Genomic DNA, 25,884 nt, shown 5'->3' with positions numbered 1-25,884 from the left:
TTTACTGTTTTTGATCGTTTAAAGATAGCAAAAACGCATCTAACCGATGCGCTTTAATCTGAATTATTTTACCGGATATTTTTGATTTAACGCCTGCAGTATTGCCCATGTTTCGGCATCCATGATTCCATCATAATTCTGCGGACGGAAATGATACTGGAATGCCTCAATTGTTTTCTTGGTGGCGTCATCCCATTGTCCGTTGGGATCAAGTGCATATCCGAATTTCTGCAGTGAAGTCTGGATTAGGAAGATAAAGCTGGAGTCATTATATCTTGTTGTAATGTCTGCCTGAGCTGCTTCAAGATAAGTCTGCTTGGCTGCTTCATCATACCACATTCCAATCTGGTATTCGTCATACAGCTTTTTCCAAGGGAACATAGGTCCCGGATCCTGTTTTCTTGTAGGAGCAATATCTGAATGACCAAGCACGTTGGTAGGCTGGATCTGATATCTTGTGACAATGTCTTTAGCCAAAGCCGCTACTTTTTTTACCTGATCGTCACTAAAAGGAGCAAATGTTCTTTTACCCGTAGCATCTGTCGTATATCCTGTATTTACAATTTCAATACCGATAGAAGTATCATTAAGGTTTTTGTCGTTTCTCCATGCGCTTACCCCTGCATGGTAAGAGCGTTTGTTCTCATCTACCAACTGGTAAATCTCGTTATCTCCTGTATTATTTACAAGATAATGTGCACTCACCGCCTGCTGGGTAAGAACTGTAATTGATTTGTCGTCCGGAAGTGCGGTATAATGTAATATTAAATAACGCTGTCTGAAGTTCTGGGCAACGGCCGGAAAATAGGTCTTCACTACTTTATATCCGGCTGGTTTTGCAGACACAATAGAACCATAACTTGCCGTATTATCATTTTTTGTTGGATCTGCTATATTGGTAGTAAAAAAGTCGACCCCATGATCAGATACCACTTTTGGTTTTGGAGCAACCGGAGGTGTTGTCTGAACTGTTGGTTTCGCCTGTGTTACCGGGGTTTTCGGTTTGTACGTATTTTTTTTCACATTTTGTTGGGAAGTACATGAAAAAACAAATGTGCTTAATCCGATGATATATAATGTCTTACGCATCAGTTTGATTTTTGGATGATTTATTACTTCAAAAATACACAAAATTTTCTTGAATTTTATTTGGTAAATAAAGAAATCTGTTCTATATTTGCACTCGCAATAACGGAACAACGATCATTAAAAAATAAACAAAAAGGAGGGTTGCCGGAGTGGTTAACGGAGCAGTTTGCTAAACTGTCGACGCGAAAGTGTCGCAAGGGTTCGAATCCCTTACCCTCCGCTCTTCTATATATTCGGGGCGTAGCGTAGTCCGGTCATCGCGCCTGGTTTGGGACCAGGAGGTCGCAGGTTCGAATCCTGCCGCCCCGACTTTTTAATATGCTTATTTACTAAGCGGGAATCAACTTTTAAGGGTGCGTAGCTCAGCTGGATAGAGCATCTGCCTTCTAAGCAGACGGTCAAAGGTTCGAATCCTTTCGCGCTCACAAAAAACCTCACAATTTTTATTGTGAGGTTTTTTGTTTTTATTTACGCTAAAAATATTTCGTATCCACTGATCAAAACAATCTTTATATTTTTGCTGAGCCGCATGCATCAGGATACTTGGTTCTCCGATCGGGCTTAAGTTAAAATTCTCTTTTATCCATCTCAGAAATTAATATGGATATGGTCTATTATCTGCAAATATAAAAATACCTCTTTACAGAGAGAAACATTCAGTATATTTGTAATAAGACTTATTCTATTTAAATGTTGACAGATCAATTTGGAAGGAGCATAAACTACCTCCGGCTTGCTATCGTAGACCGGTGTAATCTCCGATGTACCTATTGTATGCCGGAAAACGGTCTTGCCTGGATCAAGCACAATGAATTAATGACTGATGAAGAAATGCTCAGAATCTGTTCGGTATTTACTGAAATGGGTGTCGATAAAATCAGGATAACAGGAGGAGAACCTTTCGTCCGTAAAAACAGTATTGAGCTTATCCAAAATATATCACAATTAACCGGACTTACTGACCTCAGCATCACCACCAATGGCCTTCTTACCGGACAATATATCCCACAACTAAAAGAATGCGGGATAAAATCTGTCAATCTAAGCCTTGACACCCTTGATAAAGAGCGTTTTTTCAAAATTACAAGAAGAAACAGCTTTGATAAGGTAATGAAAACATTAGACAGTCTCTTACAGCATGATATAAAAGTAAAAATCAACACAGTGGTGATGGAAGGGGAAAATATTGAGGATATTATTCCTTTAGTAGCGCTTACAAAAGACCTACCTGTTGATGTCCGTTTTATTGAGGAAATGCCTTTTAACGGAAGTGAAACTGATATTTCCCTTAAATGGAATTTCACACAAATTTACAGCTATATTAAAGATCATTTCCCTGAGATCCAAAAGACAGAGGACCCTAAAAGTTCGACGTCATATAATTATAAAATTCCGGGATGTACCGGAAGCATAGGAATCATTGCAGCTTATACCCGTTCATTTTGTGGAGACTGCAACAGGATAAGAATTACCCCTTCCGGTATCCTCAGAACCTGTTTGTATGAAGGAACCGGTATCAACCTGAAAGATGAAATCCGTATGGGAAAAACAGATGAAGAGCTGAAAAACATTATTATCGGCAGCATACACAAAAAACCGAAAGACGGCTGGGAAGCTCAGAAACTGAGTTTAACAGCAACCCAAATACATCAGTCAATGGCAACAATAGGAGGATAATTATGGAAATGATCAGTGTACAGCAGGCAGAAGACATCATCTTTTCCCAGGTCAGAAATTTCGGGACAGAAGAAATTTTCTATGAAAATGCCTCAGGAAGAATTTTAGCGGAAGATATTCTGGCAGACCGTGATTTGCCGCCTTTTGACCGGCCGACGGTGGATGGAATTGCCATCAGTTTTAAATCCTACGAAAAAGGACTACGTGATTTTCTCATCAAAGCCGTACAGGCAGCGGGAGAAGCTCCGCTTTCGGTGGATAAAGAAAACGAATGCATAGAAATTATGACCGGAGCCGCATTACATTCTTCAATGGATACGGTCATTCGCTATGAAGATATTCTGATCAACAATAATTTTGCGAGCATCAATATTGATATAAAAAAAGGACAGAATATCCATCTGAAAGGAAAGGATAAAAAATCGGGAGAAATACTGGTAAAAGCCAATCAGGTCATCACACCATCTATTCTCGGGATTGCCGCATCAGTCGGAAAAACATTTCTGACAGTGAAAAAGCTTCCCAGAATAGCTATTATTTCCACCGGAGACGAAATGGTTCCGCCTGAAAATACTCCTGCTCCATTCCAGCTGAGACGCTCCAACGGAATTACTATAAAATCTGCTTTGGAAAAATATAAAATCGATGCTGACTGGCTGCATTGGAATGATGATTTTGAATTCATAAAAAAAGAACTCTCCCAATGTATCGACCATTATGATATTCTATTGATGAGCGGCGGAGTTTCTATGGGAAAATTCGATTTTCTGCCCAAAGCCTGTGAAGAGCTGGGAATAAAAAAGCTTTTTCACAAAATAAAACAAAGACCGGGAAAACCTTTCTGGTTCGGAAAAAGCCAAAACGAAAAATTGGTTTTTGCATTCCCTGGAAACCCTGTTTCCGTGTTCATGTGTCTGCACCGGTATTTTATTCCCTGGCTGGAAAAATCTTTGGAAATCCCGGAAAATCCCCAATATGCGGTTTTACAGAATGATATCGATTTTCCTTTTTCATTACAATATTTTGCCCAGGTAAAACTCAGCGTGAATCCAGCAGGACAATTAATCGCAGAATCAGTAAACACCAATGGTTCCGGAGATTTTTCCCATCTTGCGGAAACCGATGCATTTATAGAACTTCCTCTGGAAAAAAGTGCATTTAAGAAAGACGAAGTCTATAAAATCTGGAGATATAATTTTTAATGTAATCATGACAAATTTTTCACATCTTAATAAAAAAGAACAGCCCGGTATGGTGAATGTAGGCCGTAAAAAAGTTACCCACCGGAAAGCAACTGCCAAAGCTATTGTGACACTTCCTGAACATATTCTGGAAGCGCTTCAGAAAGATGATTTTAAAACTAAAAAAGGTTCTGTTTTCCAAACCGCCATCATTGCAGGAATAATGGCAGCAAAAAAAACGGGAGAACTGATTCCTCTCTGCCATCCTATTGGTATGGACAACTGTGAAATAGATATTGAAATCAACACTCAAAATGAAATTGAAATCTATTGTACTGCCGAGATCGAAGCTAAAACGGGCATCGAAATGGAAGCATTGACAGGGGCATCTGTTGCCGCACTTACCATTTATGATATGTGCAAAGCCATGAGCCATGACATCGTAATCAAAGAAATACAACTCATTGAAAAATCCGGAGGAAAAAATGATTTCAAAAGAGACTGATGTTCCTAAATTAAACGGGCTGGTACTGGCTGGAGGAAAAAGCCAGCGAATGGGAAACCCTAAAGATAAAATCAACTGGCATGGCAAAGAGCAGCGGTATTATGCGGCTGATCTTTTAGCTCCGTTTTGTGATGAAGTTTTTATTTCCTGCAGACAAGACCAGCTGGAACATTTTAATCCAAATTACAATGCCCTTACTGATACTTTTCTGAATATGGGACCTTTCGGCGGAATCCTTTCGGCATTGCGCACCCAAAGAGATGCGGCATGGTTGGTCGTTGCCTGTGATTTACCTTTATTGGATAAAAAATCGTTAGAGTTTTTAATTGAGAACAGGAATATAGAAAAAGCAGCCACCACTTATGAAAGTCCTTTTGACGGATTACCAGAACCATTAATTACTATCTGGGAGCCCAAAAGCTATCCTTTGCTCCTCAATTTTTTAGGATCAGGAATTACATGCCCAAGGAAAGTGCTGATCAACAGTGATACCTTAATCCTGAAACCAGGCAACCCGGATTCTTTAATGAATGTGAATACTCCAGAAGATGTGGTAAAAGCAAAGGAAATTTTAAGAAAACAGATATAACTGAAGACAGAAACAGATGAGTAACCCGTTTGAACGTTATCATTGCCAGATGGCTTTACCCGGATTTGGGACTTCCTCCCAGGAACTCCTGAAAAATGCCAGGGTCCTGATCGTAGGCATGGGAGGGCTTGGCTGTCCCTCGGCACAATATCTTGTATCTTCAGGTATAGGAACAATTGGTCTTGCCGATGATGATACCGTCTCTGAAAGTAATCTACACCGCCAGATATTATATGCTCCGGAAGATATCGGAAAATCAAAAGTTGATGTTGCTGCTAAAAAGTTACAGCAGCAAAATCCATCGGTAAAAATCATTCCGTTCAATTTGCGGGTAACCTCCGAAAATGCCATGGATTTGATTTCTGAATTTGATCTGATTATTGAAGGAACAGATAATTTCGAAACAAAATGCCTGCTGAACGACGCCTGTGTAATGACGGGAAAACCTGTGGTCTATGGCGCTATTTACCAATACGAAGGCCAGGTAAGCATCTGGAATGTTATACAGAAAGATGGTACTTATTCTCCCAATTACCGTGATGTTTTTCCGAATGTGGAAGAATCGCAGGTACCGAACTGCAGAGAAGGAGGCGTACTGCCTACACTGGCGGGAATTGTCGGATGTATGCAGGCTAATGAAGCTATAAAATATTTTACACATCCCGAAGATTCACTGGCAGGGAAACTCTGGATGATGAATGTACTGAACGGCAAAACCCAGATCATTAAATTAAGAAAAACTTCCGTGCAGATTACAGGTTTGCCTCAGACTGTAGGAACCATTACGTTTGAGCAACTGATGCAGAAGAAAGATCATTTTGAAATCATAGATGTCCGTACACCACAGGAACATGAACAGTTCAATATCGGAGGAATTAATTTTCCTGTAGAAGAATTACAGAACCATTCAGATTATATTTCGGGTTGTGACAAACCTATTTTAGTTTATTGTCTATCCGGGAAACGCAGCGCAGAAGCGGTAAAAAAAATTAAAAATATTTTTCCTGAGAAGAATGTGTATTCTTTAAAAGACGGCATACACAGAATACATCCATAGATGGCAGGCTATATCCTGGTAAGCGCAGATTCTTTATGAGCCGCAATATGATCGGATTTATCACTTTTGATTTCATACTGCGGGTTGTTTTCATTAGCGTGATGAGTATAGCCCTTGTAATCAAAATCTTGTGTATGAATTTTAATAATGGTTCCTGATGCTCTTCCTGCTTCAGAGTTCCAGCTTACTTTATCTCCTGTTTTGAATTTTGCTTTCATAATTTTTGAGATTTTAATCAAATAAACTTTCGTCAGAATAAAAAACATTTCCATTGCGTACTCTTGCCGGTGAAGTGTAAGGATGTTCTTCTGTTTTACTTACATCCATAATATGCTCTACTTTCCACCCTTTTGCTTTAAGATAATCTGAGACCAAAGCTCTGTGGCAGCTCCACCATACTGCTTCAGAACACATGAAAACCGTTATTTTTTTCCTGGCTGTATTTTCCAGGTTTTCAACTGCTTTTATAAAGTCTGTTGTCTGCATATAATCGGCATATCCCCGAAAAGATTCATTCCGCCACCGGTTATTTATTGAATAAGGTTGTACTTTTCGTCTTCCTCCCAGTTCTTCAAGGTGGATGTAATCTATATTATTTTCGGGGAGCCTGATTTTCATATTTTCTTTACTGAACCATGGATATTTTTTGGACCCCGGAAACCTGCGGATGTCCACTACCATTTCAATCTTAAACGAATTAAGCATTTCAATAAAGTATTCCCATGAACGAACGGAATGTCCCACCGTATAAACCAGCTGCTTTTCTAAAATTTCCATACAGGTATTTTTTTAGAAGATATCAATCAATAATATTCTGAGTCTTTTTCTGAGAAACAGCAATGTGTTCTCCCACCATTTCATGAATGGTTTCATCAATCATGATACACATACTGTTAAGGGCTAAATCATTCGCATCTGTTCCAAACGGTTCCTCAATTTCATCTGCTATTGCTTCAAACGCAACAAATGTATACGCAACAAATACAACAATAAGAGGTGTAAACCATCCGAGTGAATCTACCAGTCCGAAAGGCAACAGAAAACAATAAATATATACCGTTCGATGTAAAAGAACACGGTAGCTGTAAGGGATGGGAGTTGAAATTATTCTTTCACAGCCTCCAAGAATATCAGACAGTTTATCAAAATTTTCATCAAAGCGGGCCTGCTGAATAGAATCCAGAGAACCCTCATCTTTTAAATTCTGCACCCATTCTGCAAGCAGGCGCATCATTACAGCCGGTTTATATTTGGATGCAGCGACAATTTTCAGCTGGCCTTCATCAAGTCTGGATTTTAGATCTTCATAGGCATCTGTTCCTCTAAGCTGATGTTTCAACGCAAAAACAAAGGCACCAAGCAGCTGTACAAAATTGTGAACTGAAACCTGATCATCTTTTATATTTTTCAGCGTGACTGCCTGGCGGGTCAGTGCTCTGGAAGTATTCAGCAGAGCGCCCCATAGTTTTCGTCCTTCCCAAAATCTGTCATAGCTGGCATTGTTTCTGAATCCGAGAAATAAAGCCAAAACAAAACCGAATAGCGTAAGCGGAGCAGGATTTAAGGGAACTTTAAACGAAAGAATGATTCCATGAAAATAGGTCACCAGTAAAGAAAGAATTAAAAGCAATCCCAAACGGGGAAGCAAGGCGGGCAAAACAGAGCCATGCCACACAAAAAGCATTCTGAACCAGTGTTCCTTTTTTCTTATGATCATTATTGAATTATAATTTGTTTAAGTACTATATATTTTATGGTTGTTCCATACTTGTTCCGGAAGCTGCAATTACATGATCATCAATCTTTTTAAAAATTTCAGGATTGTGCTTTCGGATTTTGATACGGACATATTTTGAAGCCGGCATATTGGCACCGTTTACCACGTTATTGATGGATACCAGTACATTGGTCTCCGGGAAATAGGTCATGGTACTTTTTTGCGGAATAGGATATTTTACCACAATAAAAAGCGGGGCTATCCTTTCGATTCCATCATCATAGTTGAAAATATCTACATGATCTCCTTCTTTGAGACCCGCTTTTTCAATATCTTTTTCGTTCATCATAACCACTCTTCTCTCGTTGAAAATTCCACGGTAACGGTCATTCAAACCATAAACAACCGTATTGAACTGGTCATGTGTTCTGGTAGTTCCCATTAAATATTCGTCTTCTGCAAGCGAATTATCCGGTACAGCAGTTATATTGAAAGCCGCTTTTCCAGGGTAAAATTCACTGTTGAATATCCCGTCTCTTGGTCCGTTCGGAAGATAGAAGCCTCCTTTCTGCACTACCCTTTCGTTATAATTTTCAAATCCTGGAATGCATTGTTCAATATCGTTACGAACAGCATCATAACTGTTGATAAATTTGTCCCAATCCACTACGGAACGTTCTCCTAAAACCGCTTTTGCCATTCTGCAGGCCACATGAGTTTCATTGATAAGATGTTTTGAAATAGGATCAAGAACTCCTCTTGACCATTCCACAACTCCCATTGAATTTTCCGTACTTACATGTTGAAGTTCACCGTTTACCATATCCTTTTCACTTCTGGAAATTACCGGTAGGATCAAAGCTTCTTTCCCGTGGATAAGGTGATTTCTGTTTAATTTTACAGAAACAATCGCAGACATTTCCAGCTTGCGCATCGCTTCTGCTGTAAACGTTGTATCCGGTGCTGCAGAAAGGAAATTACCTCCCATACAGAACATGAATTTCACTTTGCCTTCATGCATTGCTTTAAGCGCATTGACAACATCATATCCTCCTTTTCTGGGTACTTTAAAGCCGTAATATTCCTCCAATCTGTCCAATTGCTCAGTCGTTGGATGATGATTGATAAGTAACGTTCTGTTCCCCTGCACATTACTGTGACCACGAACAGGACACGCTCCTCCACCCTTGATTCCTATGCTTCCTTTCATCAGCAGGAGATTCACGATGTTATAAATCATTTCCACCCCGTTGTGCTGCTGCGTGATTCCCATTCCCCAACAAATGATGATCCTTTTTTTGTAGGCAATCATCTGTGCAGCTTCTCTTAGATTCTCAACCGGAATGCCACATTCTTCTGATAAAAAATTAAGGTCATACCGTTTTAATTCTTCAACCAATTCATTGAAGCCGGCAGTTTTATTCGTAATAAAATCATGGTCAAGAACTTTTCCCGGGTTTTTGGCTTCTTCTTCCAGCACGAGAATTTGCAGTGCTTTTAAAAGCGCCATATCTCCATTAATTTTTACAGGAAGATACAGATCTGACAATTCATAAGGTTTATTGAGCAAGGCACGGACTTCCTGAGGATTCCTGAAACCTTTTAATCCTGCTTCAGGAAGCGGATTGACAGCCATAATTTTTGCGCCGTTTTTCTTTCCTTTAGTCAATGCAGAAAGCATTCTCGGAGAATTGGTTCCGGGGTTCTGTCCTATGATGATGATAAGGTCTGTATCGTAAAAGTCTTCCAGCTTTACTGTTCCTTTCCCGATTCCGATGCTTCTGGAAAGTGCGTAACCGGAAGTTTCGTGGCACATATTGGAACAGTCCGGAAAATTATTGGTCCCGAACTCACGGGCAAACAGCTGGTATACCCATGTTGCTTCATTACTTGTTCTTCCTGATGTATAAAATATAGCTTCATCCGGTGAATCCAAAGCATTTAGTTTTTCCGCAATTTTTTTAAAGGCATCATCCCAGCTTATCGGCTGATAATGTGTTCCTCCCTTCGGCAAATACATGGGTTCTGCAATTCTTCCCAACTGGCTGATTTCAAAATCTGTCAGCTTTGCCAAATCATACACCGAATTTTCCCTGAAAAACTCTGCACCGATCTTTTTCGAAGTGGCTTCTTCTGCCAAGGCCTTTGCACCGTTTTCGCAGTATTCGCCCAGTCTGGAACGTTCATCATCCGGATCCGGCCATGCACAGCTCGGACAATCGAAACCGTCAAACTGATTCATACTGAAAAGAGCTCTCCCTCCACGAAGTACAGAGGCATTAAGCACCAATTGATCCAATGAATGAATCACCGCAGGAACACCTGCAGCCCAGGCTTTCGGCGGTTTCAGCTTCAGATCCAGCAGTTTATAAGGCGGTTCAGCAGAAGGCAATCTGCTGTCTTCTTCTTTTTTGAATACATCTTTGTTTTCCATGATTTCTACCTTTAAAAAATGAAAAAATTAACATTTCAGGTTCGGGTTGGGATAATTGTCGCTCTGATCTTCCAATGTATTATCAATGCATACAAAGTCTTTTTCTATTAAAAGTTTAATTTTTCCGGTCTGCCCTTCAAAACCTACCCTGTCTGTGGTAATCCACTCATTTATCATTGCTGCAGGCATCTTCAGAACCATTCTGTTCTCAATGAAAGCTGCTGAAAGCTCTGCATCTTCTGTTCTTTCAATAGCGTAAATAAACGGACGGTCTACAAATTCCGTAAAGCTTGAAATGATGCCGTCTTCCCCCAGTTTTGCCACTTCGGATTGGGTAAGACGAAATCTGACTGCGTTATCTTTAATTCTTATTTTCATACTAGATTTTCAATGTTAAAATGGCTGCCGGAATGGTAAATATTAAACCTGTTGTCCCGGAGAAAGCCCAGTAAAGTAATATCAAATTCTTTTGCAAGATCCACTGCAAGGCTTGAGGGTGCGCCTATTGCCGCCACAATGGATATTCCTGCCATTGCAGCTTTCTGAATAAGCTCGAAGCTGGCTCTTCCGCTCAGGAGCAAAATTTTATTGTTCAAAGGAAGCAAACCGGCAGATAGTGCATACCCTATGAGTTTGTCCAAAGCATTATGTCTTCCCACATCTTCACGCAATGCCAGAAGGTTTCCTTCCAGATCAAAGATACCGGAAGCATGTATACCACCTGTAGCACTGAAATTATTCTGGAAAGACTGCAGTTTTTCCGACAGTTGATAAAGGGTCTCCAGGGAAACTTCTGTGTTTTCTTTTGTATAGTTGTGGAAAGCACTTACTGTTCTTATAGATTCTATGGAGCCTTTCCCGCATACGCCGCAGCTGGATGTGGTATAAAAATTTCGGTCTGCCTTCATAAGTTCAGGAACAAAGCCTTCTGTAAGTTCTACAATAACAACATTTTCGCTGTTCCTGGAACATTCTGCCTGCGGAGAATATGTGCTTTTAATCTGTTCACGGCCTGAAATAATTCCCTCTGTGAATAAAAATCCCGCAGCAAGTTCTGCATCATTTCCGGGAGTCCGCATGGTTACAGAAATATTTTTAGACTCTTTTTTACCTTCAGCACTGTAAGAAATCCTGATCTCCAGAGGTTCTTCTACAGAGATATCATCTGTATAAGGGAAACTGCTGCTTTCCCTGACTTTGATGATTTCTATCTGCTTTACAGATTTATTTGACAACAGTTTTGCTTTCATGACATAATGACTGGCCTAGTAAAGGTACAAAATTTTATTCCTAAAATTATGGGTGTGCCGAAACCCATTCTTCCCCATCTTCAAAAATTTCTTTTTTCCAGATAGGAACGGTTTTTTTTATATTTTCAATCATAAAGCTGCAGGCATCGAAAACCGCACTTCTGTGCCCGTCACTCACCACAATGATCACGGCAGCATCACCCGGAAACAAAACTCCCGTACGGTGATGTACAACAATATTCTTCACTGAAAATAAGGAAATGGCTTTATCTGCTATTTTCTGTATTTCCTTCACGGCCATGGATTGATAGCATTCATATTCCAAACGGGTAACAGATTTACCTTGGGTATGATTCCTTACTGTTCCTACAAATGATGCCATTCCTCCACATCCAGGATCGGAAGCAAGGGCAAAGCAATCCGTGAGGTCCAGTATATTCTCTGTTATTTTTATATCAATCATATCTTTTATCCACCGCTTACCGGAGGGATTATTGCTATTTCGTTAGAGACTGTTATGATCTGATCATCCTCTGCATATTCATCATCAACGGCAATAAAATAGGATTTTAATCTTTTCAGTTCCGGGAAGTCTTTTTCCAGAAGTTCCTTAAGTGCTTTGACGCTTGCCTCTTCATGTATTTCTATTTCTTTTTCTGAAGTTCCGAAAATATCTTTCGTTATTCCGAATGCCAATATTTTAAGTATCATTTTTATATTTAGCTTATTACCAGTATTTTATTAAAACGTTTATTCCGGCTACCAGAACCAGAACAGCTGTCATTCTTTTGATGACCAAAGGATTCCATTTCAGGGACATCCTGGAACCGATCTGTCCGCCAATGAATACAGCAAAACACAAGCTCAGAATTCTGAAATAATCCATATCTGCGGACAGCCTGAATAACTGGCCGAAGATTCCTGATATTGAATTTACCAATATGAAAACACTTGACGCCGCTGCAATTTTCCGTGGAGTATCCCATTTCATGAGGTTTAACAATGGTGAAAGAAAAATCCCACCGCCAATACCCACCAAACCTGATAAAAATCCGATTCCTCCACCTAAAAATCCGTTTTTGAAAAGGGAAGCTTTGGTATATTCATAAGAATTTTCTTCATTTTTTATATCTGTCTTTACCCAAAGCAACAATGCAGCTATGATTAAGGCTACACCCAATATCTGGAAAAAAGTTTCCTGGCTTATTTTTAAAACAGCTCCCAGGTACGCCATGGGTACACTTACAATGGTAAGCGGCAGTATTTTCTTCCAGTCAATCTGCTTATTCCTGATGTAAATAACTCCTCCACCTATTACCACAATAACATTACAGATAAGTGCCGTTAACCGTATTTCCTGATAAGGAAGACTGTACATTGCCAGAACGGCAAGGTAACTGGATCCTCCACCAAATCCCACAGAAGAATAAACGAAAGCGATGATTAAAAAAAAGAAAAAGATTTCCCAATGCCCCATATATTTTGCAGAATTAATTTTCTTACAATAATACTCATTTTTAGGGTGTCATTCAGGGTTATCACACAAAGTTTCTGTTATAATTTGTGAGAAGAATGTTGCAGATTGTTTTTCTAAAAGGATCGAAGATGGAAGCGTGAGAACGGAAGTTACGATTGCCCCTACCAATAAAGAGTTATTAATCAATACCTATTTCTATTTTCAAGCTTCTTTGTCCAAGATTCACGCAGCTTCTTTTGTTTTTGTTGCGTTCTTAGCAGCTTCGATTTTCTTGGTATTTCTAAGTTCCCGTTTCATTTTACGGTAGTCCCAGGGAGCAATGGCATTACTATCCTGCCATAGACCTATTTTTTTCTGCTGTGCAGTTTCCTGAAATTTCCCCAAAGAAGCATCTTTGGAATAGGAAAAATACCACCATCCCATTCCAGCTTTGATAAGCTCTTTGGAAAGGTATTTTCCGTCATCATAGTACACTTTTGCAATGGATCTTCCATAACGGTCTGTAGTGGTTTCAACAAAGCTTACTGTTTTCCCAAATACCTGAGCAGAAGTAAACTGCCTGGCATTTTTACCAAACGCCTGCCCATTTTCCGGACAATCGACTTCAGCCAACCTCAGCTTTTTTTGCTGATTGCCTTTTAACAGTAAAGTAATGGTATCTCCGTCTGAAATTTTGATCACTTTTCCGGTTGTCTGTGAGAATAGGAATACAGGGAAAAGCAGGTACAGCAGCATTAATCGTTTCATGGGGCAAATATAGGGATTAGTCCTTATTACAAATGAAAAAATCTCGCGGTTTGCGAGATTTCATTATATTGAATTAAATTATTTGATTTTTTTTTTTGCTTCAAAGTCGGGAGACTTTGCGGGGCGGTGGAATGCTAAAGCTGTTAATTACCTAAACCAAATTTATCTTCGTAATTAAATTTTTCAATTTTATCAGAATTTGTAATAACTATCTCTAAAGTGCCTTTTGGTTTTATTATTGAGTCTCCAACAGAAACCTTATCCCACCAATCTTTATACAACACTATACTATCTTTATTGCCATACACCAAGAATGATATATTGTGATTATCATAATTAATATACTTTTTGCTAACCATTGATTTTATATCCTTATCTCTAATTTCATCTAAAAAACGGTCTTTGTTTTTTGATGAAAATATAATTTTGTATACAAATATACCGGCAATTATAATCAACATGATTATTAAATTCCTATTTCTTTCGTACCTCATAAAAAATTACTGTGTGTTTTCTTTAGCAGTAAAGCTTTCTGAAATATTAAGTTTTCAATAAGCCAGCCATAAGATTTGGCATCAAAATAACAGGCTGTTTTTCCAGAAACTGATCTTCGTGTTCTTTCAGATATTGATCAACTTGTCTTACTGCTTCATCATCAAGATAGTCTTCGGGAGATCTAACGTAAAAACCCAAATTGACGGAATCATTTTGAAACGCTTTTTCCAGCGCAGGAATATAAATTGTATAGAAATCTTCTTTTCCATTTTTTATAATTTCAGAGCAAACCACCATGAACAAACCGTTTAAATTTGTAAAAATGAAAAGAGGAGTAAAAAAAACGAAAATTTTTTCATCATTTTAAAAATAAGTTAAGTCAATGGTTATTAACCCGGTAAAGGTAAGAAAAAAGTCTTCATGAAAAATTAATTAAAAATTATTCTCAATTTTATTTTTTTATTTCAAAAAGTATTGTACCTTTGCAACCGCAAAAACGAAGTAAAACTCGTTACTGATGACACCCTCGGGGCGTAGCGTAGTCCGGTCATCGCGCCTGGTTTGGGACCAGGAGGTCGCAGGTTCGAATCCTGCCGCCCCGACTGTTTTAATAGTTTTTTCAAAATTATTTAACGGGTGCGTAGCTCAGCTGGATAGAGCATCTGCCTTCTAAGCAGACGGTCAAAGGTTCGAATCCTTTCGCGCTCACTTAAAGACTTACTGGAAACAGTGAGTCTTTTTTATTTATCACTCAAAATTATTTACAGCGAAAATTAGAGCATCCCGATTTTAATCGGACAAGTCAAAGGAATGCTCTGATTAATCTGAAAAAAGATAAAGCCGCAGATAAAGCGGCCTGGATATTCATATTTTTTATCTGAGATTACAGCACAAACTATCTTTCAATAGCCGTGCTGCATTTAGCCACAAACCGCTCAAACTTCCGGTCTGTATTGCGCAAAACCGGTCCGTGGCCAAAGCAGATAATGGAAGGGCTCAGTTCTGCTAACTTTTGGAGTGATTTGATATTTCGCTGCTGGTCCGAGGTGAACATATTTGGTGGAAGGTGCAAACCGGCAGCTGTAGTAAGCAGGTTCATATTTGTTGAAGCATCACCGATAATCAGTACACCATCCCGCTCACGGAATAAAGAAATATGGCCGGCCGAGTGTCCGGGCGTCTCTATTACCCGGAAGTTTCCTATAGTGTCATTTTCAACAACTGTCTTTTCAACTTTATGTCCCTGACCTGCCCAATATTTTTGCTGAAGCTTTGCTATCCAATGTTGCGGCGTTGGGTAGTCAGTTGTTACCATACCTGTTTCTGTTCTGAAAACTTCGTTGGGATGGCATAGTAAAGGGATCCCGAATTCAGCACATATCTGATCACTGCAACCCTGGTGGTCTGCATGCGCATGCGTCAGTATATGTTGATAAACGGGGATTTTCCCGATAGCTTTTTTTACAGTGGCATATGAGCTCCGTATTCCTGAGTCTACCAATACACCTTCGATAATATAGCTGTTGATACTGTTTCGCGGCATCAGCGGAATATGGAACACTTCGGGAGCAATTTTACGTAGCATAGATTTTTTTGTGCAAATCTACAGTGATGATCAGGACTGCATAAGGACATTTGTCCTATAATGCGTCAGGCTTATGGATCTGTCCCTTCGCCCGTGTAAGCGATCGTTGTGTGATGCCCAGATACGATGCCAGATCCTGCGTGGCTACGCGCCGTACAAGCATGGGTTCATTAAACAGGACATGATGGTATTTATCCAGAGCCGACTTATTATTGTAATTCAGCAGATAACTTTCTTTTTGATTATACTCCTGCTCCATCACGGATCTGATGACTCCGTTCCATGAGGTAACCTGCTCAATCAGATATTGATAGTCCGGATAGCTGATTCTATAGATGACACTATCTTCTATAGTTCTGATACTCCTTCTGGATTTTTCCTGTGCCACAAACTCCGGAAACGAGGTGACAAATTCATTTTCAAATTTGAAACAGGTAATATTTTCCTTTCCTTCTTTATCAACACCATATGCTTTTACAGCGCCACTAACGATAAACCCAATATAACGGCAGACTTCATCCTCACGAATAAAAAAATCACCTTTTTTCAAGCTGACCGGTTTGAAAAACTGCGAAGAAAAGTTGATTTCATCTGCTGACAGCTCTCCTGTAGAGTATAGGTAATTTTCAAATAGGTTAGTCATTTCAAAATTTTTCGTCTTTTTATTTTTTTCAAATTCAATATTCAAATCTAATAATTATTATACACTCATCCACATCCTTTTTTAGTTACTTTATCCGTACACATTACCAGATATAAACTCCCCGATTGCTGACCGTGACTTTCTTTCTATTTCGTCAATCTATCAAATTGTCATAAATTTGTCTGACTCTATTCTAATCCAATGAAAAATCTCACCTTCATTATCGCAAGCAGTCTTTTGGTTCTGACTACATCGTGCAAAACTCCGGCTCCGGTTTCAAAGGCTGCCATTCAAGATACACCTTACCAGAATCTTGGACTTCACGGGAAAATATATGGTGCATTTTATCAGCAGCGGGCGGCCGAATATGAAGCTTTATGCCTTCAGGCTTACAATATTGCAAAACTCCGTTTAGACGAGGCCCTGGCACAGCAATCAAAAAAACCGCTTGCTATTGTTTCAGATATTGATGAAACTTTCCTTGACAATTCGTATTACGCAGTTGAGCGTTCAAAAACAGGCAAAGGCTATGATCAGGCAACATGGGAAGAATGGACAGCGAAGGGCATTGCACCTCCTATTACCGGATCTCAGGAATTTTATCAATATGCAGCAAGCAAAGGTATTCAGGTTTTTTATGTGACCAACCGTAAGGAGCAGGAACGTGCAGGTACATTAAAGAATCTTAAAAAATACAATTTCCCTCTTCAAAATGACTCCCATCTTATTCTTCGTACGAAAGAAAGCAGCAAAGAGAACCGAAGACAGGACATTGCTAAAAATTATAACATTGTTTTACTGTTAGGTGACAATCTTGCAGATTTCTCCAGCCTGTTTGATAATAAATCAGAAGCTGAACGTTCTGCAGCAGTGAAGAGTTCCGCGGATGATTTTGGTAAAAAATTCATTATTATTCCAAATGTAGGATATGGCGACTGGGAGTCTTCATTCTATCATTACAAATACGATTATACCAATCAGCAGAAAGATTCTATGATGTATAATGCGATAAAGGCTACTCCTTAGAAATCAGACATACAGGGTAATTCTTATAGCAATACAACATTTTGACAAAATTTGTTTTTTTGTCAAAATGTTGTATTTTTGTATCCATATTAAAAAAAATGTCATCTCAAACCGAACAAGACCAACTTTCACAGCAAATCCTGGAAACCGCTTCAGGGCTGTATCTGAAGTATGGCCTGAAGAAAGTGACCATGGATGATATTTCCAAAGCTGTTGGTAAAAGCCGAACGTCTATTTATTATTACTATAAAAACCGTGAGGAGGTTTTCCAGGCTGTTCTGGACAATCTTATCAAAGAAGTTATTGCTGAGATTGATGCCAATATGAAGAAAAGAAATACTTTCGAAGAAAAAATTAAAGAGTTTTGTCTTTCTAAAGTAAAGACTTCGGAAGAAAGGTCTTCATTTTTCAGAGCAATAGAAGCAGGAATGGACAATGAAGAAAGATCAAAGCATATTATCGGAGCCCATAACCAGATGATGGAAGCAGAGAGAAATCTTCTGCTCAATTTATTTTCAGCCGGTATTAAGAGTAACGAAATCCCAACAGTCCGTATTGAGGAACAGGAAACGATTATTTTTATCCTGCTGAGCAGCATCAGGGGAATCAGGCGTGAAATGGGTTTAAAAAATGATTTTGAAAACCTGAATAATACAATCACTACTCTGACCTCTATGGTTATTAAACATATCAGTTAAAATTTTTTATCCAGATTTTGACATTTTTACATTATTTGTCAAAAAGTTTATTTTAAAATATGAACAAATTAAGTAATATCAGCACATTCCGGGCGTTCAGAAGCACGAATTATACGTTGTACTTTTTTGGGCGTTCTGTATCTCAATTTGGAACATGGATGCAGCGTACAGCCGTAGTATGGGTTGTATACAGCATGACGCAATCTGCATTTATGCTGGGGTTGACCATTTTTGCCGAACAGTTTCCGTCTTTCTTATTCTCAGCATTCGGAGGGGTAGCAGCCGACCGGTATAACCGGTATAAAATCATACAGATCACCCAGATTTTATCATTAATCCAGGCTTCTTTGCTGGCTATCCTGGTCATGACAGGACACCAGAATATCTGGAGTTTTATTATATTAAGTGTTTTTCTGGGGATCATCAATGCGTATGATATTCCGACACGTCAGGCGATGATCAACGAGGTGGTAACGGATGATGAAGATCTTCCGAGTGCCCTTTCACTGAGTGCGGCGATGGCAAGTATTGCAAAATTAGCAGGCCCTGCCCTATCCGGGGTCATTCTGCAAAAATTCGGGGCAGGGACCTGTTTTCTGATCAATGCAGCCAGTTTTGCAGCAGTAATGGTTTCCATTTCTTTGATGAAAATAAAGATTGTTTCTAAAAAGCCAACAAAAAAAGGAACTTTCACGGAACTGGCCGAAGGTTTCAGATATCTGAAAAAAGAGCCTTCTATCAGTCTTGTGATCATTATGCTGAGCATTACAGGTTTACTGATCTTACCTTATGACACCTTAATTCCGGTTTATGCTAAAGAAATTTTCAAAGGAGACGCCAAGACATTCGGCTATATATCAAGTTTTATCGGAATCGGGGCTGTTCTGGGCACTGTATTTCTGGCTTCGTTAAAAAAAGGAGCATCCATGAGGAATATTCTTATCCTGAGTACAATTATCCTGAGTATCGGGCTGATTCTTTTTTCATATGCCACCCATTTCTACTGGTCTATGTTCTTTGCTGCACTGACGGGATTGGGAGGTGTTGCACAGTTTACCACCTGTAATATTATTGTGCAATCTGAAGTCATCCCGGAAATGCGTTCCCGGGCAATAAGCATACTGCTGACTGCTATATTCGGAATGCTTCCTTTGGGAAGTGTACTGATCGGGTTTGTTTCTGAGAAAATAGGTGCTCCAAGAACCTTATTGCTGGAAGGCATTGCAGGAATTGTAATTGCTGTTGTTTTCAGGAACTTATTATTTAAGAAGAATAAGACAAAAGCTGTCAATGAAGAATTACTGGAAGAATCCGAGGAACAATTTATCAATAAAATATAATAACAATGGAAAAAGCAAACACAGCATTACTGGTAATGGACATGCAGTCGGCTATCGTCAACACATTAGCTGATACAACAGCATTGATCTCTAATACCAAAGAGGTTATCCGGACCGCAAGAAACCGTGATATTCCTGTCATTTATATTACTGTAAGCTTCAGACAGGGAATGCCGGAGATCAGTGCCAATAATAAAGCCTTTTCGGCCATAAAACCCCGCATGGCAGATATTGACATGAAAGAATGGGCAGCAATTCATCCGGAGCTCATTCCTGAAGAAGATGATATTGTTATTACCAAACGGAGATTCAGCGCTTTTACAGGAAGTGATCTTGAAGTTGTCCTTCGTGGACTGGATATTCAGCATCTGGTGCTGACAGGGGTATCGACCAGCGGCGTTATTTTATCTACCCTAAGAGAAGCTGCAGATAAAGATTATCAGCTTACCGTGATTGAAGATTGCTGTAAAGATGGTGACGAAGAGGTACACCGCGTACTGATGAATAAAGTATTCCCGAGACAGGCTGATATTACAGCGGCAAGTGACTGGATACAGTAAGTAAGAAAATGCAATCTTCTTTTGCTTATTTTGGCTATCTTTAAGTAAAGAATACGAGGACGATCATTAAAAAATGGAGAGACTTAATACTGATTAATAATTTTTAAAACATTAAAATATGTGGTGGGTATATGCAATTCTTTCAGCTTTTTTTGCTTCCTTGACTGCAATTTTTGCCAAAATTGGAATCACAGGAGTTAACTCAAACCTGGCAACAGCCATAAGAAGTGTTATTATTCTACTGGTAGCCTGGGGAATTGTCTTCGCACGAAGTGAATACAAGGGAATCCCTGCACTTTCCAGACATAATCTTATCTACATTGCCGTTTCCGGAGTGGCAACAGGACTTTCATGGATATTTTATTTTAAAGCCCTGCAAATCGGAAAGGTGACCCAGGTTGCCCCGGTAGATAAATTAAGTGTGGCACTGACTATTGTCCTTTCTGTTGTATTTCTCGGAGAGTCCCTCACGTTGAAGACAGCTATAGGAGCGCTATTGATCATTGCAGGTACCATACTCTTAATTTTTGAATAAAAGCACACAGATTATCTTATCCGTTTCATTGGTTTAAAATACCGTTTCAATGGCTTATTTCGCTGAATCAGCAGAAATTTTGCACATTGAGAGAACAGTACATACTACTTTTACATTGTAAACATAACCGAAAGGTCATTGAATCAGCTTAATTAGTAGGTAAAACATTGGTTAAGGATCAATAAAAATCTTTTTGTGCACTTTAATTCCTTGCAGCCTTTAATGGCTCAACTATACACTTAATCATGTTTGGGTAGGATTGGCTTGTTCCGGTCCTATTTTTTTGTACTTAAATCTATTTCAGGACATGAATTTCATTAAAGAAGAAAACCGTTGTAAGGACAACGGTTTTCATGTATTAAGAATAAATACTATTATTTAAGTTTATAAGAATTTCCGTTCCACAGATAGGTTTTGGAAGATTGCTTTTTCTTTTCCCTGTCTTTCTCATCTATCTCCATATCTTCTACTTTCAGGATAAATGCATTGGGCATTCCTCCTTTATCATTCGGGAAAACAAATTCTTCACTATGATAAAAAGCACCGGCGTCACCCACATTCATCAATTGTGGAAGAGCAATCAGTTTTTTATCTTTAAAAAGAACATACTGATCATAGCCGGCTATTCCACAGGCTTCACCAGAAACTCCTGCTTTAAGGGTGAATTCAACATTCTGCAGTTTGTGGCTGCTTTCTATATTGAAAGATCCGGAGCTAAGCTCTTCTCTTTTTCCGGTATCAAAATACACCTCATCAATGAGTGTATTTCCTTCCATAGCTTTTATTCCGGCAATGTTCTGTTTTTCGATCTCATTCAATTCTTTATTCATCCTGTCAATTGTTTTGGAAAGTCCGAAAAGGAAATCATATCCGTTTTTGTTACGGTACCCTACACAAAGGTTACCGCCCCAGATATATCCTTCCAAGGTATTTCCACCTTTCTGGTAAGATATTTTATACCAGTTCGCGGCTCTTTCTCCCAATTTCAGAACACCTTCTTCTTTTTTAAGAATCATTACCTGCTGATTGGTCTGAAGTGAATCTACAATCTGGCTATTCACTCCCGGATTCAGTCTTACACGGGTCCAATCTGTAAAGATCTTCTGTGCTTTATTTTCTTCGAAACCAAAGATACCATCTGCATATGCTTCATTTTCCTGAGCGGCAAAAAACTGCAGCATCAGTAAGAATAAAGCTGTCCATAAAGTTTTCATATTCGTATTTTGTTTTGTGTGTTATTTTTCAAGCAGAAGGCTTACCCATTCTTCACGCTGCAACTGTTTTTTCAGCTCAAGGCCGCTTTCCCTGCATACTTCCAGAATATCATCTACATCAAAGAAACACAGTCCTGAAAGCAATAATTTCCCACCGTCATTCAATACTGAAACATAAGCCGGGATATCTGAAATAAGGATATTTCTGTTGATATTGGCCAGGATGATATCATAATTCTCTTTCCCTAAGTTTTCAGCAGTTCCTTGTTCAATATCCAGTTCTACATTGTTTCTTACCGCATTTTCTTTGGAGTTTTCTACTGACCATTCGTCAATATCAATGGCTTTTGTATCTCCTGCTCCCTGCTGTTTTGCATAAATGGCCAATACGGAAGTTCCGCATCCCATATCCAATACTTTCTTACCATTGAAATCAATATCCATCATCTGCTGGATCATCAGATGGGTGGTAGGGTGATGCCCTGTTCCGAAAGACATTTTAGGCTGGATAATAATTTCATGCATTCCCGGTACAGATTCGTGAAACTCTGCTCTGATCAATACTTTATCATCGATATTGATGGGAGAGAAATTCTTTTCCCATTCTTCATTCCAGTTGATATTCGGCATTTCCTCGAAGGAATATCCGATTTTTACGTTTTCATTTTCAAAGATCGGAAGGGCTTTCAACTGATCCTCGTTAAACAAGTCTGTCTGGATATATCCTAAAATTCCGTCAATTTCTTCTGTAAAGCTGTCAAAACCTATTTCTATAAGCTCTGCCATTAATATCTCATTCCAGGGTTGTAATGGAGAAATTTTGAAATTGAATTCTAAATAATTTTGCATGTGAATAATTTGCTGCAAAAATACTAATGTTATTACGGTTAAAAAAATGATGGGGTCATTTTTGGCTGAAACGGGGGATTTTTATTTTTTTTATTACACAGATTTTTTAAATGTAATCTCAAAAGTTATCATTTTTCCCACAGATTACACGAATAACACGATGATTGCGCATAGTATATTCAAGAGGCGGGCTTTAGCCCGTCTTAAAAATCATGAAAAATTCCATTGGCTTTAGCCCAAACTTATTATAAACACTTGGAAAAATTATTGGGTTGTTTTTTGTAAAATGCTAAAAATTCTAAGTTTTGGCTAAAGCCAAAATAGAAAGGTAAAAAAGGAGCGGGCTAAAGCCCGCTCCTTTTGATTTTTATAATTCAAAGTTATTTTTTGAAAGGTTATGTAGATTTTTTTGAAAAGTGAAAGATTACAAGTTTTGGCTAAAGCCATACAATACACTGTAAAAAAAAGCGGGCTAAAGCCCGCTCTTATTGAATTTGTATTCAAGATAAAGGAAAAGTATTTCTGACAACTTTAAACCTTAAACCTTGAACTTTAAATTAAATTTTTATGGATTCGTAGAGAATATAGATCCGTTTGCGATCAGTGCTCTTCTGTTCATTTTCAGGATATCTCTTACCCATTCTGCGAAATCTTCCGGCTGCAATACTTTGTCAGGATTTCCGTCTGTAAGACCACCCTGGATGCTCATATCCGAAGCAATTGTACTTGGAGTCAAGGTGATAACACGGATATTCTGTTTTCTCCATTCTGCCATCATGGATTGCGACAGAGATACAACAGCTGCTTTTGAAGCGGCGTATGCAGACATATTCGGACCTCCTTTCAGGCCTGCTGTAGAAGCTACGTTAACGATATCTCCTTCTCCTTTAGATTTCATAAATGGATAAGCTGCTTTGGCCGCGTAATATACTCCGAACAGGTTGGTCTTGATAACCTGCTCCCATGTTTCAGAAGGCATTTCTTCAATCGATCCAAAGTCTCCGATTCCTGCGTTGTTGATCAGAATATCAATTCCTCCTAACTGTTCTGCTAAAGATTCAATTCCAGCTTTTACCTGAATTTCATTGTCCACAGAAAAAACGGCATATGCTGAGTTTACCCCCAGTCTTTTGATTTCTTCAACCGTCATTTTAAGATTTTCTTCGTTTCTTCCTGTAATGGCAACGTTTACTCCTTCATTGGCTAAAGCTAATGCTACAGCTTTTCCCAGTCCTCTTCCACCACCTGTTACGATGGCATTTTTTCCGTTTATATTCATAGTAATGATACTTTTCTTACTGCAAAGTTACAAAAGAACATTTTTACAAAGCATTGAAAACATAGATTTAACTTATATTTTATTTAACCACAAAAGTTACAAAAGATGATTAACATTGAGAAATTTAAAGTTGTAATCACTCTTCATAAAAGCTCACATAAAATGAAAACATATATTTTTTTATATAAAATCTAAGTGTCCTTCATTAAACTTAAAATTATAGCTTAAAAAAAAATTGAGTTTTTAAAAACTTTTGTGACTTTTGTGGTTTATCTATGCTTCATTAAACATTAAAACCGGCTCATGAGAACCGGTTTCAATATCTAAAAAGGTATAGTAAAAAAATAAAAAGCTTAAGGAATCTGGATTGGATTCTGTACTTCAAACTCTTCTGAAGCAGAGAATTCATTTCCGTACATATCAACAGCCTTCACCTCAACTTTATGTTTTCCCAATGGTAATTTTTTCGGAAAATCAGCTTCCCAGATGTGCTTTGACATTTCGGGATTGGAAGGTCTTCTCCCGGGAAAAATTTTATCTGTGGAATCCCATTTGAAAACGGAAAGGGCAAAATTAGGATCGATCGTTTCATCATACTCCATTTCTTCCCATTTTCCGCCATCTATTCTGTATTCCACTTTGTCTTTTTTGCTTCCCATAAAGAAATTGGCCAATACTTTTGCAGAAGTTCTTGAGGAAGGAATCACTTTCGGAACATATAATTTAATCTGATAATCATCCGGTTTTCCGGCTGTTTTGTATTTCACTTTATACTGATTGTCTGTAAAGCTGATAAAAGAATATCCTTTTGCAGTTCCGTCTCTCATGGTAGAAGTAGGAAGTCCTGCATCATCCGGTGTTCCGGAATACCAGTCTCCGCAAGTAGTTCCTACGTTATATTCATGCAATTCCCTGATACCGTTCCAGCCTGCTTTTTTACCATAGAAAATCTGCTGTTGTATGTGGGTATGTGCTGACAGAAGCAAAACATTCCGGAAAGGATTTAAGAAATCAAATAATTTCTGACGGTCCGCATTTCTGAAGTTATCTTCATTGTTATGCTCCAGCGGAATATGGAAAGAGATGACGATCAGTTTATTTTTATCAACCAGTTTCAGGTCGTTTTCAATAAACTGAAGCTGGTCATCACGGAATCCGCCCCAATATCCTTTGCCGTCTCTCGGATCCGGATAAAGAATATCATCTAAAATGATGAAGTGTACATTACCGTAGTTGAAGGAGTAGTTGGCAGGGCCAAAATTAGATTCAAATGTTTCATCCGAAAGCTTATCTTCTTTTGCATCGTAGTTCATATCATGATTTCCCATCACGTTATACCAAGGCAGTCCGACTTCTTTCATCACATCTGCGTAAGGTTTCTGGAGGCTTAGGTTGTCGCCTACCAAATCTCCCAGACTTATTCCCAATACTGCATTTTTCTTCGTATTCTTTACTTCGTTTACGATTCCTCTTTTGAAGTAATCCAGTTCTTTTTCTGTGTAAGGCTGCGGATCACCGAAAACAAGTATATCAAAGTTTTTGTCTTCTTTTTGCTGATAAAGCGGGAAGTTCAGCTCTTTTGGAAGATCTCCTGTAGGGGCTACTCCCTTGTATTTAAAATCTGCAGGAGAACCTTTGGGTTTATGATGGTAATAGAACTGCGGGAGATTGTTTGCGTTTAAAGCGGTTTGATATCCTGATGGCTTGATCACAAAAACAGTCTGATCCTCCTGAACCGGAAGACTGTATCTGCCGTTTTTATCCGTAAGAACTACCTGAACACCATTAGAAACGGCTACCCCTTCAATTCCTTTTTCTCGGTTTTCTTTCTTTTGATTTTTGTTACTGTCTTCGAATACATATCCTGAAACAGAAGCTTGTGAGAATGCCATTGCAGAAACCAGCATACAAGGCATTAAAAGTTTTATATTGATACT

General features: G+C 38.7%; 29 protein-coding genes and 5 tRNA genes. 15 read left to right on the top strand and 19 right to left on the bottom strand.

Annotated elements, in window-relative coordinates; all coding sequences use genetic code 11:
• Window positions 1–63: 63 nt before the first annotated feature.
• Window positions 64–1,089 (bottom strand): N-acetylmuramoyl-L-alanine amidase, encoded by a 1,026-nt coding sequence (locus ACR1PO_RS21730; RefSeq protein ID WP_433988150.1) that lies wholly within the window; start codon window positions 1,087–1,089, stop codon window positions 64–66.
• A gap of 135 nt (window positions 1,090–1,224) precedes the next feature.
• Here ACR1PO_RS21730 and ACR1PO_RS21725 point away from each other — a divergent pair.
• From ACR1PO_RS21725 to ACR1PO_RS21690, 8 genes are all read left to right on the top strand, one after another.
• Window positions 1,225–1,309: transfer RNA gene (locus ACR1PO_RS21725), tRNA-Ser, on the top strand.
• 14 nt (window positions 1,310–1,323) lie between these two features.
• Window positions 1,324–1,398: transfer RNA gene (locus ACR1PO_RS21720), tRNA-Pro, on the top strand.
• A 42-nt stretch (window positions 1,399–1,440) separates the two neighbouring features.
• A tRNA-Arg gene (locus ACR1PO_RS21715) sits at window positions 1,441–1,514 on the top strand.
• A gap of 265 nt (window positions 1,515–1,779) precedes the next feature.
• Complete coding sequence (gene moaA, locus ACR1PO_RS21710) at window positions 1,780–2,766, top strand: GTP 3',8-cyclase MoaA (protein ID WP_433988149.1); 987 nt, start codon at window positions 1,780–1,782, stop codon at window positions 2,764–2,766.
• 2 nt (window positions 2,767–2,768) lie between these two features.
• Complete coding sequence (locus ACR1PO_RS21705) at window positions 2,769–3,968, top strand: molybdopterin molybdotransferase MoeA (RefSeq protein WP_433988148.1); 1,200 nt, start codon at window positions 2,769–2,771, stop codon at window positions 3,966–3,968.
• A gap of 7 nt (window positions 3,969–3,975) precedes the next feature.
• Complete coding sequence (gene moaC / locus ACR1PO_RS21700) at window positions 3,976–4,452, top strand: cyclic pyranopterin monophosphate synthase MoaC (RefSeq protein ID WP_332386024.1); 477 nt, start codon at window positions 3,976–3,978, stop codon at window positions 4,450–4,452.
• The gene (locus ACR1PO_RS21695) at window positions 4,433–5,041 is read left to right on the top strand and encodes an NTP transferase domain-containing protein (protein WP_433988147.1); all 609 of its coding nucleotides are present in this window, start codon (window positions 4,433–4,435) and stop codon (window positions 5,039–5,041) included. The genes moaC and ACR1PO_RS21695 overlap by 20 nt, the downstream gene beginning before the upstream one ends.
• A 16-nt stretch (window positions 5,042–5,057) precedes the next feature.
• Window positions 5,058–6,098, top strand: a complete 1,041-nt coding sequence (locus ACR1PO_RS21690) for a ThiF family adenylyltransferase (protein ID WP_433988146.1) — start codon at window positions 5,058–5,060, stop codon at window positions 6,096–6,098.
• An 8-nt stretch (window positions 6,099–6,106) separates the two neighbouring features.
• Here the strand turns inward: ACR1PO_RS21690 and ACR1PO_RS21685 are convergent, their stop codons facing one another.
• The 12 genes from ACR1PO_RS21685 to ACR1PO_RS21630 all read right to left on the bottom strand — a co-directional run bounded on the left by ACR1PO_RS21685 (window position 6,107) and on the right by ACR1PO_RS21630 (window position 14,515).
• Window positions 6,107–6,316 (bottom strand): hypervirulence associated TUDOR domain-containing protein, encoded by a 210-nt coding sequence (locus ACR1PO_RS21685; RefSeq protein ID WP_433988145.1) that lies wholly within the window; start codon window positions 6,314–6,316, stop codon window positions 6,107–6,109.
• A 13-nt stretch (window positions 6,317–6,329) separates the two neighbouring features.
• Window positions 6,330–6,875 (bottom strand): DUF488 domain-containing protein, encoded by a 546-nt coding sequence (locus ACR1PO_RS21680; RefSeq protein ID WP_433988144.1) that lies wholly within the window; start codon window positions 6,873–6,875, stop codon window positions 6,330–6,332.
• A 22-nt stretch (window positions 6,876–6,897) separates the two neighbouring features.
• The gene (locus ACR1PO_RS21675) at window positions 6,898–7,815 is read right to left on the bottom strand and encodes a bestrophin family protein (protein WP_433988143.1); all 918 of its coding nucleotides are present in this window, start codon (window positions 7,813–7,815) and stop codon (window positions 6,898–6,900) included.
• Window positions 7,816–7,849: 34 nt separating this feature from the next.
• A complete protein-coding gene (locus ACR1PO_RS21670; protein ID WP_433988142.1) occupies window positions 7,850–10,249 on the bottom strand; it encodes an FdhF/YdeP family oxidoreductase in 2,400 nt (799 codons plus the stop codon).
• 27 nt (window positions 10,250–10,276) lie between these two features.
• Entirely contained in the window at window positions 10,277–10,627 is a 351-nt protein-coding gene (locus tag ACR1PO_RS21665) for a DUF7009 family protein (protein WP_332386031.1), read from the bottom strand.
• Window positions 10,624–11,499 carry a formate dehydrogenase accessory sulfurtransferase FdhD gene (gene fdhD, locus ACR1PO_RS21660; protein ID WP_332386032.1) on the bottom strand — a complete coding sequence of 292 codons (876 nt, stop codon included), beginning with the start codon at window positions 11,497–11,499 and terminating at the stop codon, window positions 10,624–10,626. Before fdhD ends, ACR1PO_RS21665 begins: the two co-directional genes overlap by 4 nt.
• A 46-nt stretch (window positions 11,500–11,545) precedes the next feature.
• The gene (locus ACR1PO_RS21655; RefSeq protein WP_332386033.1) at window positions 11,546–11,962 is read right to left on the bottom strand and encodes a molybdenum cofactor biosynthesis protein MoaE; all 417 of its coding nucleotides are present in this window, start codon (window positions 11,960–11,962) and stop codon (window positions 11,546–11,548) included.
• 5 nt (window positions 11,963–11,967) lie between these two features.
• Window positions 11,968–12,210, bottom strand: coding sequence for a MoaD/ThiS family protein (locus ACR1PO_RS21650; RefSeq protein WP_332386034.1), 243 nt, complete (start codon window positions 12,208–12,210; stop codon window positions 11,968–11,970).
• 16 nt (window positions 12,211–12,226) lie between these two features.
• Complete coding sequence (locus ACR1PO_RS21645) at window positions 12,227–12,976, bottom strand: sulfite exporter TauE/SafE family protein (protein WP_433988141.1); 750 nt, start codon at window positions 12,974–12,976, stop codon at window positions 12,227–12,229.
• 222 nt (window positions 12,977–13,198) lie between these two features.
• A complete protein-coding gene (locus tag ACR1PO_RS21640; RefSeq protein ID WP_433988140.1) occupies window positions 13,199–13,723 on the bottom strand; it encodes a thermonuclease family protein in 525 nt (174 codons plus the stop codon).
• A 143-nt stretch (window positions 13,724–13,866) separates the two neighbouring features.
• Window positions 13,867–14,217, bottom strand: a complete 351-nt coding sequence (locus tag ACR1PO_RS21635; protein ID WP_433988139.1) for a hypothetical protein — start codon at window positions 14,215–14,217, stop codon at window positions 13,867–13,869.
• Window positions 14,218–14,263: 46 nt separating this feature from the next.
• Window positions 14,264–14,515: a hypothetical protein gene (locus tag ACR1PO_RS21630; protein ID WP_433988138.1), complete on the bottom strand. Its 252-nt coding sequence runs from the start codon at window positions 14,513–14,515 to the stop codon at window positions 14,264–14,266.
• Window positions 14,516–14,745: 230 nt separating this feature from the next.
• Between ACR1PO_RS21630 and ACR1PO_RS21625 the strand changes: the two genes are divergently transcribed.
• Together ACR1PO_RS21625 and ACR1PO_RS21620 are read left to right on the top strand one after the other, a co-directional pair.
• Window positions 14,746–14,820 (top strand) — tRNA-Pro (locus ACR1PO_RS21625).
• 32 nt (window positions 14,821–14,852) lie between these two features.
• Window positions 14,853–14,926: transfer RNA gene (locus ACR1PO_RS21620), tRNA-Arg, on the top strand.
• 187 nt (window positions 14,927–15,113) lie between these two features.
• Here ACR1PO_RS21620 and ACR1PO_RS21615 read toward each other — a convergent pair.
• Window positions 15,114–15,803 (bottom strand): MBL fold metallo-hydrolase, encoded by a 690-nt coding sequence (locus tag ACR1PO_RS21615; RefSeq protein WP_332386039.1) that lies wholly within the window; start codon window positions 15,801–15,803, stop codon window positions 15,114–15,116.
• A 55-nt stretch (window positions 15,804–15,858) separates the two neighbouring features.
• A complete protein-coding gene (locus ACR1PO_RS21610) occupies window positions 15,859–16,446 on the bottom strand; it encodes a Crp/Fnr family transcriptional regulator (protein ID WP_433988137.1) in 588 nt (195 codons plus the stop codon).
• Window positions 16,447–16,647: 201 nt separating this feature from the next.
• Here ACR1PO_RS21610 and ACR1PO_RS21605 point away from each other — a divergent pair, with 201 nt between their 5' ends.
• The 5 genes from ACR1PO_RS21605 to ACR1PO_RS21585 all read left to right on the top strand — a co-directional run bounded on the left by ACR1PO_RS21605 (window position 16,648) and on the right by ACR1PO_RS21585 (window position 20,605).
• A complete protein-coding gene (locus tag ACR1PO_RS21605; protein WP_433988136.1) occupies window positions 16,648–17,472 on the top strand; it encodes a 5'-nucleotidase, lipoprotein e(P4) family in 825 nt (274 codons plus the stop codon).
• A 98-nt stretch (window positions 17,473–17,570) separates the two neighbouring features.
• Window positions 17,571–18,170, top strand: a complete 600-nt coding sequence (locus tag ACR1PO_RS21600; protein ID WP_433988135.1) for a TetR/AcrR family transcriptional regulator — start codon at window positions 17,571–17,573, stop codon at window positions 18,168–18,170.
• A gap of 59 nt (window positions 18,171–18,229) precedes the next feature.
• The gene (locus ACR1PO_RS21595; protein WP_433988134.1) at window positions 18,230–19,510 is read left to right on the top strand and encodes an MFS transporter; all 1,281 of its coding nucleotides are present in this window, start codon (window positions 18,230–18,232) and stop codon (window positions 19,508–19,510) included.
• Between the two features lie 5 nt (window positions 19,511–19,515).
• Entirely contained in the window at window positions 19,516–20,070 is a 555-nt protein-coding gene (locus ACR1PO_RS21590; protein ID WP_433988133.1) for a cysteine hydrolase family protein, read from the top strand.
• Between the two features lie 118 nt (window positions 20,071–20,188).
• On the top strand, window positions 20,189–20,605 hold the full coding sequence (locus ACR1PO_RS21585; RefSeq protein WP_332386046.1) for an EamA family transporter: 417 nt from the start codon (window positions 20,189–20,191) through the stop codon (window positions 20,603–20,605).
• 374 nt (window positions 20,606–20,979) lie between these two features.
• Here ACR1PO_RS21585 and ACR1PO_RS21580 read toward each other — a convergent pair whose 3' ends face one another.
• The 4 genes from ACR1PO_RS21580 to ACR1PO_RS21565 form a co-directional block, all read right to left on the bottom strand.
• The gene (locus ACR1PO_RS21580) at window positions 20,980–21,819 is read right to left on the bottom strand and encodes an SH3 domain-containing protein (protein ID WP_433988132.1); all 840 of its coding nucleotides are present in this window, start codon (window positions 21,817–21,819) and stop codon (window positions 20,980–20,982) included.
• Window positions 21,820–21,840: 21 nt separating this feature from the next.
• The gene (gene prmA / locus ACR1PO_RS21575; RefSeq protein WP_433988131.1) at window positions 21,841–22,668 is read right to left on the bottom strand and encodes a 50S ribosomal protein L11 methyltransferase; all 828 of its coding nucleotides are present in this window, start codon (window positions 22,666–22,668) and stop codon (window positions 21,841–21,843) included.
• Between the two features lie 565 nt (window positions 22,669–23,233).
• Window positions 23,234–23,947 carry a 3-ketoacyl-ACP reductase gene (locus ACR1PO_RS21570; protein ID WP_278352932.1) on the bottom strand — a complete coding sequence of 238 codons (714 nt, stop codon included), beginning with the start codon at window positions 23,945–23,947 and terminating at the stop codon, window positions 23,234–23,236.
• A 353-nt stretch (window positions 23,948–24,300) separates the two neighbouring features.
• Window positions 24,301–25,863: a calcineurin-like phosphoesterase C-terminal domain-containing protein gene (locus ACR1PO_RS21565; RefSeq protein ID WP_433988175.1), complete on the bottom strand. Its 1,563-nt coding sequence runs from the start codon at window positions 25,861–25,863 to the stop codon at window positions 24,301–24,303.
• Between the last annotated feature and the right edge of the window lie 21 nt (window positions 25,864–25,884).

It is taken from the genome of Chryseobacterium amylolyticum (assembly GCF_051011775.1).
Taxonomy (GTDB): Bacteria; Bacteroidota; Bacteroidia; order Flavobacteriales; family Weeksellaceae; genus Chryseobacterium.
This window is presented reverse-complemented; position numbering and strand designations above follow the sequence as displayed.

What these genes read in the sequence shown, in the direction of transcription:
- ACR1PO_RS21730 (WP_433988150.1), bottom strand. Translation starts at nt 1,089, where the DNA reads ATGCGTAAGACATTATATATCATCGGATTAAGCACATTTGTTTTTTCA.
- moaA (WP_433988149.1), top strand. Translation starts at nt 1,780, where the DNA reads ATGTTGACAGATCAATTTGGAAGGAGCATAAACTACCTCCGGCTTGCT.
- ACR1PO_RS21705 (WP_433988148.1), top strand. Translation starts at nt 2,769, where the DNA reads ATGGAAATGATCAGTGTACAGCAGGCAGAAGACATCATCTTTTCCCAG.
- moaC (WP_332386024.1), top strand. Translation starts at nt 3,976, where the DNA reads ATGACAAATTTTTCACATCTTAATAAAAAAGAACAGCCCGGTATGGTG.
- ACR1PO_RS21695 (WP_433988147.1), top strand. Translation starts at nt 4,433, where the DNA reads ATGATTTCAAAAGAGACTGATGTTCCTAAATTAAACGGGCTGGTACTG.
- ACR1PO_RS21690 (WP_433988146.1), top strand. Translation starts at nt 5,058, where the DNA reads ATGAGTAACCCGTTTGAACGTTATCATTGCCAGATGGCTTTACCCGGA.
- ACR1PO_RS21685 (WP_433988145.1), bottom strand. Translation starts at nt 6,316, where the DNA reads ATGAAAGCAAAATTCAAAACAGGAGATAAAGTAAGCTGGAACTCTGAA.
- ACR1PO_RS21680 (WP_433988144.1), bottom strand. Translation starts at nt 6,875, where the DNA reads ATGGAAATTTTAGAAAAGCAGCTGGTTTATACGGTGGGACATTCCGTT.
- ACR1PO_RS21675 (WP_433988143.1), bottom strand. Translation starts at nt 7,815, where the DNA reads ATGATCATAAGAAAAAAGGAACACTGGTTCAGAATGCTTTTTGTGTGG.
- ACR1PO_RS21670 (WP_433988142.1), bottom strand. Translation starts at nt 10,249, where the DNA reads ATGGAAAACAAAGATGTATTCAAAAAAGAAGAAGACAGCAGATTGCCT.
- ACR1PO_RS21665 (WP_332386031.1), bottom strand. Translation starts at nt 10,627, where the DNA reads ATGAAAATAAGAATTAAAGATAACGCAGTCAGATTTCGTCTTACCCAA.
- fdhD (WP_332386032.1), bottom strand. Translation starts at nt 11,499, where the DNA reads ATGAAAGCAAAACTGTTGTCAAATAAATCTGTAAAGCAGATAGAAATC.
- ACR1PO_RS21655 (WP_332386033.1), bottom strand. Translation starts at nt 11,962, where the DNA reads ATGATTGATATAAAAATAACAGAGAATATACTGGACCTCACGGATTGC.
- ACR1PO_RS21650 (WP_332386034.1), bottom strand. Translation starts at nt 12,210, where the DNA reads ATGATACTTAAAATATTGGCATTCGGAATAACGAAAGATATTTTCGGA.
- ACR1PO_RS21645 (WP_433988141.1), bottom strand. Translation starts at nt 12,976, where the DNA reads ATGGGGCATTGGGAAATCTTTTTCTTTTTTTTAATCATCGCTTTCGTT.
- ACR1PO_RS21640 (WP_433988140.1), bottom strand. Translation starts at nt 13,723, where the DNA reads ATGAAACGATTAATGCTGCTGTACCTGCTTTTCCCTGTATTCCTATTC.
- ACR1PO_RS21635 (WP_433988139.1), bottom strand. Translation starts at nt 14,217, where the DNA reads ATGAGGTACGAAAGAAATAGGAATTTAATAATCATGTTGATTATAATT.
- ACR1PO_RS21630 (WP_433988138.1), bottom strand. Translation starts at nt 14,515, where the DNA reads ATGGTGGTTTGCTCTGAAATTATAAAAAATGGAAAAGAAGATTTCTAT.
- ACR1PO_RS21615 (WP_332386039.1), bottom strand. Translation starts at nt 15,803, where the DNA reads ATGCTACGTAAAATTGCTCCCGAAGTGTTCCATATTCCGCTGATGCCG.
- ACR1PO_RS21610 (WP_433988137.1), bottom strand. Translation starts at nt 16,446, where the DNA reads ATGACTAACCTATTTGAAAATTACCTATACTCTACAGGAGAGCTGTCA.
- ACR1PO_RS21605 (WP_433988136.1), top strand. Translation starts at nt 16,648, where the DNA reads ATGAAAAATCTCACCTTCATTATCGCAAGCAGTCTTTTGGTTCTGACT.
- ACR1PO_RS21600 (WP_433988135.1), top strand. Translation starts at nt 17,571, where the DNA reads ATGTCATCTCAAACCGAACAAGACCAACTTTCACAGCAAATCCTGGAA.
- ACR1PO_RS21595 (WP_433988134.1), top strand. Translation starts at nt 18,230, where the DNA reads ATGAACAAATTAAGTAATATCAGCACATTCCGGGCGTTCAGAAGCACG.
- ACR1PO_RS21590 (WP_433988133.1), top strand. Translation starts at nt 19,516, where the DNA reads ATGGAAAAAGCAAACACAGCATTACTGGTAATGGACATGCAGTCGGCT.
- ACR1PO_RS21585 (WP_332386046.1), top strand. Translation starts at nt 20,189, where the DNA reads ATGTGGTGGGTATATGCAATTCTTTCAGCTTTTTTTGCTTCCTTGACT.
- ACR1PO_RS21580 (WP_433988132.1), bottom strand. Translation starts at nt 21,819, where the DNA reads ATGAAAACTTTATGGACAGCTTTATTCTTACTGATGCTGCAGTTTTTT.
- prmA (WP_433988131.1), bottom strand. Translation starts at nt 22,668, where the DNA reads ATGCAAAATTATTTAGAATTCAATTTCAAAATTTCTCCATTACAACCC.
- ACR1PO_RS21570 (WP_278352932.1), bottom strand. Translation starts at nt 23,947, where the DNA reads ATGAATATAAACGGAAAAAATGCCATCGTAACAGGTGGTGGAAGAGGA.
- ACR1PO_RS21565 (WP_433988175.1), bottom strand. Translation starts at nt 25,863, where the DNA reads ATGCCTTGTATGCTGGTTTCTGCAATGGCATTCTCACAAGCTTCTGTT.